The organism is Acinetobacter sp. COS3, from assembly GCF_000475335.1.
GTDB lineage: Bacteria > Pseudomonadota > Gammaproteobacteria > Pseudomonadales > Moraxellaceae > Acinetobacter > Acinetobacter venetianus.
The window spans coordinates 53,488-62,670 of sequence record NZ_AXCD01000015.1 but is presented as its reverse complement, the minus strand read 5'-3'; the positions used below and the strand labels follow the sequence as shown (position 1 = coordinate 62,670).

General features: G+C 40.8%; 10 protein-coding genes. 1 reads left to right on the top strand and 9 read right to left on the bottom strand.

The window, feature by feature from the left end; all coding sequences use genetic code 11:
- The 9 genes from IO68_RS25135 to IO68_RS25095 form a co-directional block, all read right to left on the bottom strand.
- Positions 1-414 (bottom strand): 3-oxoacid CoA-transferase subunit A (locus IO68_RS25135; RefSeq protein ID WP_023013326.1); only part of this gene is annotated, 414 nt, incomplete at its 3' end.
- Positions 415-444: 30 nt separating this feature from the next.
- Positions 445-1,665 carry a benzoate/H(+) symporter BenE gene (benE, locus tag IO68_RS25130; RefSeq protein WP_023013325.1) on the bottom strand — a complete coding sequence of 407 codons (1,221 nt, stop codon included), beginning with the start codon at positions 1,663-1,665 and terminating at the stop codon, positions 445-447.
- 41 nt (positions 1,666-1,706) lie between these two features.
- Positions 1,707-2,492, bottom strand: coding sequence for a 1,6-dihydroxycyclohexa-2,4-diene-1-carboxylate dehydrogenase (locus tag IO68_RS25125; protein ID WP_023013324.1), 786 nt, complete (start codon positions 2,490-2,492; stop codon positions 1,707-1,709).
- A 17-nt stretch (positions 2,493-2,509) separates the two neighbouring features.
- Positions 2,510-3,526, bottom strand: a complete 1,017-nt coding sequence (gene benC / locus IO68_RS25120; protein WP_023013323.1) for a benzoate 1,2-dioxygenase electron transfer component BenC — start codon at positions 3,524-3,526, stop codon at positions 2,510-2,512.
- Between the two features lie 69 nt (positions 3,527-3,595).
- A complete protein-coding gene (gene benB / locus IO68_RS25115; protein WP_023013322.1) occupies positions 3,596-4,099 on the bottom strand; it encodes a benzoate 1,2-dioxygenase small subunit in 504 nt (167 codons plus the stop codon).
- Positions 4,100-4,110: 11 nt separating this feature from the next.
- Positions 4,111-5,487 (bottom strand): benzoate 1,2-dioxygenase large subunit, encoded by a 1,377-nt coding sequence (gene benA / locus IO68_RS25110; protein ID WP_023013321.1) that lies wholly within the window; start codon positions 5,485-5,487, stop codon positions 4,111-4,113.
- Between the two features lie 79 nt (positions 5,488-5,566).
- Positions 5,567-6,487: a catechol 1,2-dioxygenase gene (gene catA / locus IO68_RS25105; RefSeq protein WP_023013320.1), complete on the bottom strand. Its 921-nt coding sequence runs from the start codon at positions 6,485-6,487 to the stop codon at positions 5,567-5,569.
- Positions 6,488-6,627: 140 nt separating this feature from the next.
- Positions 6,628-6,918 carry a muconolactone Delta-isomerase gene (gene catC, locus IO68_RS25100; RefSeq protein WP_019384565.1) on the bottom strand — a complete coding sequence of 97 codons (291 nt, stop codon included), beginning with the start codon at positions 6,916-6,918 and terminating at the stop codon, positions 6,628-6,630.
- A gap of 10 nt (positions 6,919-6,928) precedes the next feature.
- The gene (locus IO68_RS25095) at positions 6,929-8,044 is read right to left on the bottom strand and encodes a muconate/chloromuconate family cycloisomerase (RefSeq protein WP_019384566.1); all 1,116 of its coding nucleotides are present in this window, start codon (positions 8,042-8,044) and stop codon (positions 6,929-6,931) included.
- A 111-nt stretch (positions 8,045-8,155) separates the two neighbouring features.
- Between IO68_RS25095 and IO68_RS25090 the strand changes: the two genes are divergently transcribed.
- Positions 8,156-9,091 carry a LysR family transcriptional regulator gene (locus IO68_RS25090; protein ID WP_007483160.1) on the top strand — a complete coding sequence of 312 codons (936 nt, stop codon included), beginning with the start codon at positions 8,156-8,158 and terminating at the stop codon, positions 9,089-9,091.
- The last annotated feature ends 92 nt before the right edge of the window (positions 9,092-9,183 follow it).

Below are 9,183 nucleotides of genomic sequence, written 5' to 3'. Positions count from 1 at the left end.
ATGACGGGTTTCTTTGCCTTCTGCCAATAACGTACCAAAACCAGTAGGGGTAAATACGGCACCTAAACCCATACCAGCAGCTTGGATACGGCAAGCGAGATTGCCTTGCGGGACAAGTTCTAATTCAATCTTTCCTGCACGGTACAGTTCATCAAATACCCATGAATCCGACTGACGTGGGAAAGAACAAATGATTTTACGGACTGCACCTGTTTTTAGCAGTTTTGCCAAACCGTAATCGCCATTGCCTGCATTGTTATTGACAATCACAAGGTCTTTCACGCCCAGTTCAATCAGACCATCGATAAGTTCAGCGGGTTGTCCTGCTGTTCCAAAACCGCCTATCATGATGGTTGATCCATCTTGGATTTGGGAGAGTGCTTCAACGAGTGAAGTTTGGGATTTATCAATCATAATAATTCCATCCTAAAAAATTTGGTCTACTCATCCTGTTTGGGATGAGGACGGCTGAGCAGGAGAGGTTATTTTTTCTGGTTTATTCAGGAGAAGTTGGGCAATTACACCGATGCAAATTCCCCAGAAAACTGAACTCAGTCCGAGAAAATGCATACCTGAAACCGTTGCTAAAAAAGTAATTAATGCAGCGTCGCGTTGTTGTTCATCTTGCATGGCAATCATGACATTTGTACCAATTGCACCAAGCAATGCAAGGCCAGCCAAAGCCGCAATCAGTTCTTTAGGAAGCAAACTAAATAACATGACAATACTGCCTGCAAATAAGCCACCTAAAATATAGAAAATACCGTTGGCAACACCTGCGATATAACGTTTTTCTTTCAGTTCATGGGCATCTTTACCCATACATAAAGCAGCGGTAATTGCTGCTAAAACAATTGTGATGCCACCCACACAAGCAACTGCAAGTGAAGCAATACTTGATACTGTGATAATCGGTTTAGCAGGGGTGTCATAACCACTTAATTTCATAATGGCCATACCCGGTAAAAATTGCCCTGTAAGACTCACAATGATTAAAGGTAAAGCCAAATTAAATGTAGAGTGCCAAGTCCATTCAGGCAGAATGAGCTGTGGAGCAGCAAAACTAAAATGCATTGCTACGGGATTCATTTTTCCCAAAAATAAACTGAGTGAAACACCACATAACAATACCCAAAGCATGGTGTAACGCGGCGAGTATCGTTTTGCTAATAAATAGCAAATCAACATACTAAATACGATCAAAGGCATGGTATCTGTCGCAACAAATAATCCTAAACCAAACTGAAATAGGATTCCTGCCATCATGCCAGCTGCGATTCCTTGAGGAATCCACTTTAATAATTTATCGAAATAACCTGTAGCACCCACGATGAAAATCACGATTGCGGAGGTTATATAAGCCGCAACAACTTCATTCAAAGTAATATGAGGAAATAACGCGACAAGTAGAGCAGTCCCCGGAGCCGACCATGCTGTAATAACGGGCGTTCTATATCGAATTGAAAGATAAATTCCAGCAACAGCAGCACCTATTGAAATCCCCCAAATCCACGAAATCATTATGGAAGTCGTGACATTGGCTTTCTGCGCAGCCTGAAAAAAAATGATCAATGGACCAGAATATGAAATCAAAACTGCTAGAAATCCAGCAACTGTTGCCGATATTGACCAATCATCTTTCAGTGTTTTTAACAGGGTCATCATATTGCCTCCGTGCTAGATACCTTGTCTTCATATTTTGGAGATCAACCTTGATCTCCACCGCCTACAGCAATCACACTGCCAGTCATATATGACGACTCATCCGATGCAAGAAATACAATCGCATTGACTTGTTCATCAATCGTGCCATAACGCCCCATCAAACTTCTGTCCTTAGTTTGCTCTACGACTTGTTGCATCCAGTGTTTTTCATCATCAGTTAAAGGATTGGCATTTCGAGGAACTTTTCTTGGCGGTGCATCTGTACCACCTGTCGCAATTGCATTAACGCGAATCCCATCTTTAGCATGTTCAAAGGCGAGTGAAGCTGTAAGAGCATTCACACCACCTTTTGCGGCAGAATAAGGAATTCGATTGATACCACGCGTCGCAATAGAAGAAACATTGACGATGACACCGCTTTTTTGTTTTAACATTTCAGGCAAAACAGCACGACAACACCATAAAGTTGGGAACAATGATCGATTGATTTCTTTAATGATTTCATCCTCACTAAAGGCATCATAGGGTTTCATCCAAATTGCGCCACCGACATTGTTAATCAGCACATCGACACGACCAAAATGTTCAATCGCGGCATTTACAACTGTTTGTGCACCTGCATAACTTTCCAAGTCTGTTTTAACTGTGAGTGCTGTACCACCTGCATGAATAATTTCATTTGCAACCTCATCGACCAACTCAGAACGATCAGCTAAGATCACCTGCCCATTTTCAGCGGCAACTCGAAGTGCAACACCACGACCAATCCCTTGCGCTGCACCTGTAACTATGACGATTCTGTCTTTGAATCTATCGTGAAAAATCATGCTCATCTCCAATTCAATTAATTCGCTGAGAATTTTTCAAATAGGAAATTGGCAGGTTTAATACCTTCGTGATCCAACCAACCGCGAACAGCTTCAACCATTGGTACTGGGCCGCATAAGTAAATATCGACATCACCATTATTCAACCAGTCATTTTCAATATGACCTGTCACATAACCTTTACGTTCATGTTGGCTATCTGGGTTTGCAACGACAGTCCGATATTCAAACCAAGAATACTTATTTTGCAATTCTTCTAACTTTTCAATTGCGACCAAATCAAAATCATTGGTTACACCAAAAACCAGACGAATAGGGTATTCAGAAGCTTTTTCTTCAAGGATTTGTAACATCGACATAAATGGCGCAATACCTGTACCACCAGCAAGCATTAGGACTGGACGGGTCACATTACGTAGATAAAAACTACCAAATGGACCAGTAAAACTCATCTTGTCACCTGCTTTCGCATTTTTACTAAGGAACTCGCTCATCTGTCCATTTGGAACATTACGAACGACGAAGCCTGTTAAGCGATTTCCAGGTTTAGAACTAAAAGAATAAGAGCGGGTTTCCGTCGTATTAGGAATACCTACATTGACATACTGGCCTGCCAAAAAGTGAATATCTGGCTGGCCTTCATCAAGTTGAATATCAAAGGTAATAGTTGAGTCTGAAAGGTTTTCTACGCGTGATAGCGTACCTTGGAAGCTATGAATTTCTGTTTTACATACATCAGAAGACGCTTGAATTTGAAATACAGCATCTGAGGTTGGGCGACATTGACAGGCGAGAATATAACCTTGCTCAGCTTCTTCAGGAGTTAAAGCATCTTCAATGTAAGTTTCTTCTGGCATGTTATAGCTACCAGATTCACAGAATGCTCGGCATGTACCACATGCACCATCTCGGCAATCCAAAGGAATATTAATCTTCTGGCGGTAAGCGGCATCAGATAAAGTTTCATCTTGTGCGACTGTAATAAATCGCGTTACGCCATCTTCAAATTGAAGTGCTACATTATGGTTAGACATGGCAATCATCCTATTTAAAAATTTTGATCTGGCTAACCCAACCAAAAGTCCTTTTGGCTGGGCGGCTGGTTAGAGATGATAAATATCAATTACTTGGTTGATATAATCGTTCTTTAACACCACATATTTGCTCAGGATTTTTGGTTGCTCTTTTGAGAAATCAATGACATAACGAGACATCCCAAAATAGCTATAGTTGGTTTTGTAGCGGAAACTCAAAGTGTTCCAATTAAAGCGTACAGTGACCTTTTCACCGTCCTGTTCCACAACCTCGATATTTGCGATGTTATGGCTCGTCCGTGTATCAGGCATGGTTGCTGATGAACGTTCGGTTTTGATACGAAATACTCGATCTTCCAAGCCTTGACGATCAGGGTAATAAATTAAAGAAATTTCAGACTGAGGATCTTCGGTCAGTTTGTCGTCGTCATCCCAAGCTGGCATCCAAAAAGAAGCCTCTGGTGCATAACAATTTAACCAATCATCCCATTGCTCATCATCTAGGAAACGCGCCTCGCGATAGAGAAATTGAGCAATATTTTCCAAAGTCGCTTTTTCTGTCATGGTATTCATACTGTTTCTTCCTAACCCTGATTGGCTGCCAATTGTTTTTCGGTAGCAATCGCATGTTTCATAGAGGTCAACCAGTATTGATGCTGAGCAAGATACAAACCTTCATCCTCAGTTTTCACACCACTTAATTTCGGTTTTAAACCAATTTCATTTGCAGCATCATCAGGACCATGAATCCAGTGCTTAGAACCACGACACATATCGTTCCATTCCAGTTCAAGGCCAGCATAACCTGCTTGGCAAGCACGAAATTCTTCTAAGTCGTCTGGGGTTGCCATACCAGAGGCATTGAAGAAATCTTCATATTGACGAATACGACGAGCACGCGCTTCAGCAGATTCGCCAACAGGCGCGATGCAGTAAATCGTGACTTCAGTTCTATTAACACCTAGAGGACGCAATACCCGAATTTGAGAACCAAATTGATCCATCAAATATACGTTTGGATATAAGCAAAGGTTACGTGAGCGCTCGATCATCCATTTAGACATCGCCGCTCCGAATTTTTCGGTATATTCTTCTGATTTCGGGAAGTTTGGACGATCTTCAGGATTTGCCCATTGTGTCCAAAGCAGCATGTGACCATGTTCAAAACCATATGAACCGCCACCTTGTTTACCCCATGATCCTGCACTCATCGCGCGGATATTATCGCCAGCTTCAGCTTCTTTACGATGTTGAGTGGTCGCAGCATAATTCCAGTGAACCGCTGATACATGGTAGCCATCAGCACCATTTTCAGCTGTGAGCTTCCAATTACCTTCGTATGTATAACTTGATGAACCACGTAGAACTTCTAAGCCTTGTTCTGACTGACCAACGATCATATCGATGATTTTCGTGGTTTCACCTAAAAATTCTTCCAACGAAGGGACATCTGGATTTAAGCTGCCAAATAAGAAACCTTTATAGTTTTCAAACTTTGCAACTTTCTTTAAATCATGTGAACCATCTTGGTTAAAACAATCTGAGTATCCAGCATCACTTGGATCTTTTACTTTAAGTAACTTACCTGAATTGTTAAATGTCCAACCATGGAAAGGGCATGTGTACGTTGCTTTATTACCGCGTTTATGACGGCAAAGTTGCGCTCCACGATGTGAACATGCATTAATCATGGCATTTAATTCACCATTACGGTTCCGCGCAATAATGATTGGTTGGCGACCAATATAAGTCGTATAAAAATCATTATTTTTAGGGATTTGGCTTTCATGTGCCAAATAGACCCAGTTACCTTCAAAGATGTATTTCATCTCTAAATCAAACAATGCTTGATCCGTAAATACAGAGCGATGAAGTTTGTATTCACCTGTTTCTTCATTGTCGACCAACAACTCATCGATACGATCAAGATGGCTAGTATTAATTACAGGAATTCGTGGCATGTCCGTTCTCCGACTTTCCAAGGGTGGAAGTCCTGAGCTAACACTTTTCAGGCGCTAACTCAGTTCCAAATAGGCTGAGTTATGCGCTAGCGCGACGACGATCTACTTCAGTAGAAGGTGCTGCATCAATATCTTTCACAAGTTCAATATTGAAAGTGATGTGTTTGAATGGCTTATCCAAACCATGACGTTGCATTTCAGCTTGATCAGACACATCCACAGCAGTTGCAACTAAACCATCGCGTGTAGCGAACGCGAAGTCATCCCATAAATATTGATCACCTTCGATGTTGAATTGTGTAGTCAATTTACGGAAGCCGGGTGCAGAAACGAAATAATGAACATGAGAAGGGCGATTGCCATGACGACCTAATTTATTAAGTACAAATTGGGTCGTACCCTCTGATGGACAGCCATAACCAACAGGCATGGTTGTCAGTGCAACATATTGACCTGCTGCATCAGCTAAAATGGTACGGCGTAAGTTGAAATCAGATTGAGATTTATCAAAGAAAGAGTAGTTACCTAAACTATTTGCATGCCACACTTCAACTTTTGCGCCTTCAATGATATTGCCATCAGTATCAGTGACTTTACCTTCAATAATTAAAGTATCAATTTTGTCTGATTCAGAGCCATCATCCATACGTGCAAAACCTACTGATTCAGGTGCACCAGCAACATAGAGTGGGCCTTCAATTGTACGAGGTGTGCCACCCGTAATACCTGCTTTAGCATCGGCTTCATCAGCACGTAAATCTAAATAATGTTCTAAACCTAAACCTGCTGCGAGTAAGCCTAATTCATTGGCTTGACCAGCATCAGTAAAATATTCAAGACCTTTCCATACTTCTGAGGGTTGGATATCCAAGTCTTCAATCGCTTGGAACAAATCACCTAATAAACGAACAACAATACTTTGAACACGTTGATCAACTTCACCAGTCGCAGTATCAACATTCATTTGTTTAACTAGCGCATCGATTTCTTGACGATTCATACTATTTCTCCTTAAGTATGCTTATAGCGTTTGTGGCGGGTAAACCAGCTCTTGGTTGCTTTATTGCCTTGCCACATTCCTTGTTTCAGCTAAATTCTGAGAACATTTCACTATGTTTCAGAGTGATTAAATTCATTTGCTCAACTGTCATCTTCACGAATAGATGAGGGATGACGATTCATCGCCATTACTTCGATATTCATGTACGGATACAGTGGTAAACCTTGCAAAATGTTGTGCAGTTCTTCGTTACTTTCGACATCAAAAATACTGATATTTGAATACTGACCCGTGATACGCCAAATATGACGCCACTTGCCTTGACGCTGTAAATCTTGTGAATACGCCTTTTCTATAGCTTTAATTTCATTAACTTGTTCAACTGGCATATCGAGTGGAATATGCACATCCATGCGAACCTGAAATAACATGTTTTTCTCCTTATGCTTTGCGTCGCAATTGCTCAATTTTGTCTTCATCAATCTCAATACCTAAGCCTGCTGCTTGAGGTACGACCAATTCAAAATTTTCATATTGCAAAGGTGTTTTTAAGATTTCTTCAGTGAGCAGTAATGGGCCAAACAACTCTGTTCCAAACGCAAGGCTTTCAAAAGTGCTAAAAGCATGGGCAGATGCGATCGTTCCGATAGGCCCTTCAAGCATCGTGCCGCCATAGAGGTCAATCCCTGCAAGTTTGGCAATTTTTGCGACTTCACACGCCTCAATCAGACCACCTGATTGTTCAACTTTTACTGCAAAAACATCAGCTGCATGTTGATGTGCTAGACGATATGCACTATCAGGACCTGTTAATGCTTCATCAGCCATAATTGCAACATCAAAACGTTGTGTTAAACGCGTCAAAACTTCGGTTTGTTCAATCGCACAAGGTTGCTCAATGAGATCAATCCCACCATCTTGCAGTTGTTGAATACCACTAATGCATTCAAGCTCAGACCACGCACGATTTACATCGACACGAATACTAATGTCCGCACCCAATGCTTTTTTAATCGCAATGACGTGATCAACATCATGTTGAAGCGGATTTGAACCGATTTTTAACTTGAAAATATTGTGGCGTTTTAGCTCAATCATTTTCTTAGCTTCAGCAATATCTTTATCTGTATCGCCAGAAGCCAAGGTCCAAAGCACGGGTAAACGATCACGTAAACGACCACCTAAAACTTCACTTAAAGGAAGATTTAATAGCTTTGCTTGAATATCCAAGAGCGCGGTTTGAATGGCACATTTTGCAAATCGGTTACCATTGATACTTTTACGGATCAACTTAAAAGTTTGAGCAAAATTCAACGGTTGTTTGATTGAAAGTAATAATGGAGCGAAATAGGTCTCTATATTCGCCTTAACACTTTCAGGGCTTTCTTCACCATAGTTCAACCCACCAATTGTGGTGGCTTCACCCCAACCCACCACGCCATTTTCAGTAGTAACTTTGACCAAAACTAATGTTTGAGTTTGCATTGTTGTTACTGAAAGCTTGTGTGGACGAATCGTTGGAATATCAACTAATATGGTTTCGACAGATTTATACATTTCACACCATCACTGGTTCTTTATGTCCTTCCTATACCTTAAAAGAATGATTAAACTGTGTCTAAGACTGAATATGTATTTTGTTATACCTATTAGGTATGGAGATAAAGAATGGAACTCAGATATCTACGTTATTTTGTCGCAGTGGTGGAAGAACAAAGCTTTACCAAAGCGGCTGAAAGGCTGTTCATTGCTCAGCCACCATTGAGTAGACAAATTCAAAACCTTGAAAATGAACTCGGTGTGCAACTTTTCGAAAGAGGGAGTCGGCCACTACAAACTACGACAGCAGGGCAGTTTCTCTATCAACATGCCCTCAAACTTTTGTCTAATGCGGAAGAAGTCAAAAGTATGACCAAGCGGATTGGTCTCATTGAACGAACCTTGACGATTGGATTTGTCGGATCATTATTGTTTGGTTTATTGCCTCGGATTATTTATTTATATAGACAGCAAAACCCAAATTTAAATATTCAACTCATTGAGTTGAGTACAACCGAGCAAATCCAAGCTTTAAAAGAAGGGCGGATTGATGTTGGTTTTGGTCGACTCAGAATCAGTGATCCTGCCGTAAAGCGTGTCTTATTACGAAAGGAAAGATTAGTTGTTGCTGCGCATTCTAGTCATCCAATTGCCCAACGTGTTGAAGGTGTTCATTTAGCTGATCTGGTAGATGAAAAATTATTTGTTTATCCGAATACACCTAAACCAAATTTTTCGAGTCAACTTTTAAATATCTTTGCTGAACATAGTCTATCTCCACAAAATATTCGTGAGCTTAGAGAAATACAGCTTGCTTTAGGTTTAGTTGCAGCAGGTGAAGGGCTTTGCGTGATTCCTGCAAGCGCAGATACAATTCGTTTTCCGCATTTAGTCTATATTCCTATCTTAGATAGTGGCGCTGTTAGTCCCATATTCATCACAGCTAGAGCAATGGATAATAGTGAGGATGTACAGGCAATATACGATGCTGTTTTCCAAGTTTATGATTTGGAAGGTATTGAATATAAAAAAGCACCTTTTCAATGGGGGCAAGCAGAAGACTAAAGCTTGAGCATCTAAACATCTATCGCCAAACAATTGATTACTTTTGATTTGTTTGGCGATATAGCTTTCACGCATGAATAAACTTCATAGCC

What these genes read in the sequence shown, in the direction of transcription:
- benE (WP_023013325.1), bottom strand. Translation starts at nt 1,665, where the DNA reads ATGATGACCCTGTTAAAAACACTGAAAGATGATTGGTCAATATCGGCA.
- IO68_RS25125 (WP_023013324.1), bottom strand. Translation starts at nt 2,492, where the DNA reads ATGATTTTTCACGATAGATTCAAAGACAGAATCGTCATAGTTACAGGT.
- benC (WP_023013323.1), bottom strand. Translation starts at nt 3,526, where the DNA reads ATGTCTAACCATAATGTAGCACTTCAATTTGAAGATGGCGTAACGCGA.
- benB (WP_023013322.1), bottom strand. Translation starts at nt 4,099, where the DNA reads ATGAATACCATGACAGAAAAAGCGACTTTGGAAAATATTGCTCAATTT.
- benA (WP_023013321.1), bottom strand. Translation starts at nt 5,487, where the DNA reads ATGCCACGAATTCCTGTAATTAATACTAGCCATCTTGATCGTATCGAT.
- catA (WP_023013320.1), bottom strand. Translation starts at nt 6,487, where the DNA reads ATGAATCGTCAAGAAATCGATGCGCTAGTTAAACAAATGAATGTTGAT.
- catC (WP_019384565.1), bottom strand. Translation starts at nt 6,918, where the DNA reads ATGTTATTTCAGGTTCGCATGGATGTGCATATTCCACTCGATATGCCA.
- IO68_RS25095 (WP_019384566.1), bottom strand. Translation starts at nt 8,044, where the DNA reads ATGTATAAATCTGTCGAAACCATATTAGTTGATATTCCAACGATTCGT.
- IO68_RS25090 (WP_007483160.1), top strand. Translation starts at nt 8,156, where the DNA reads ATGGAACTCAGATATCTACGTTATTTTGTCGCAGTGGTGGAAGAACAA.